Below are 302 nucleotides of genomic sequence, written 5' to 3' on the forward strand. Positions count from 1 at the left end.
AGAGAATCGGACCCTGTTTTTTTAATAATCGATGCAATCCAAGAAGAATTAGTGGGAGGAGTATAAAAACGTCTAGCCAGTTGTTTATTTCTAATTGACTTGTACTAAAACTCATCAGAGAAAAACTAGTAGCGAGTAATAGTGCCCATTCTTCTTTCAAATTTTTATGGATCCCCTTTAGGCTGACATAAGTTGACAACCCAGTCAATCCAAATTTGACAATAGTGACAAGATAGATAGCGTCAGGCATGGATTGTAAATCAAAGAAAAAGACAATTGGAGATAGGAATGAACCTAGGTAA

General features: G+C 35.8%; 1 protein-coding gene. It reads right to left on the reverse strand.

All coding sequences use genetic code 11. The annotated features are described in order from the left end of the window. On the reverse strand, positions 1–302 hold a 302-nt coding region (locus C1E99_RS13140), incomplete at both ends, for a YfhO family protein (RefSeq protein WP_153060274.1).

Origin of the sequence: Streptococcus suis, from assembly GCF_002964045.1 — a bacterium.
Lineage (GTDB): Bacteria > Bacillota > Bacilli > Lactobacillales > Streptococcaceae > Streptococcus > Streptococcus suis_U.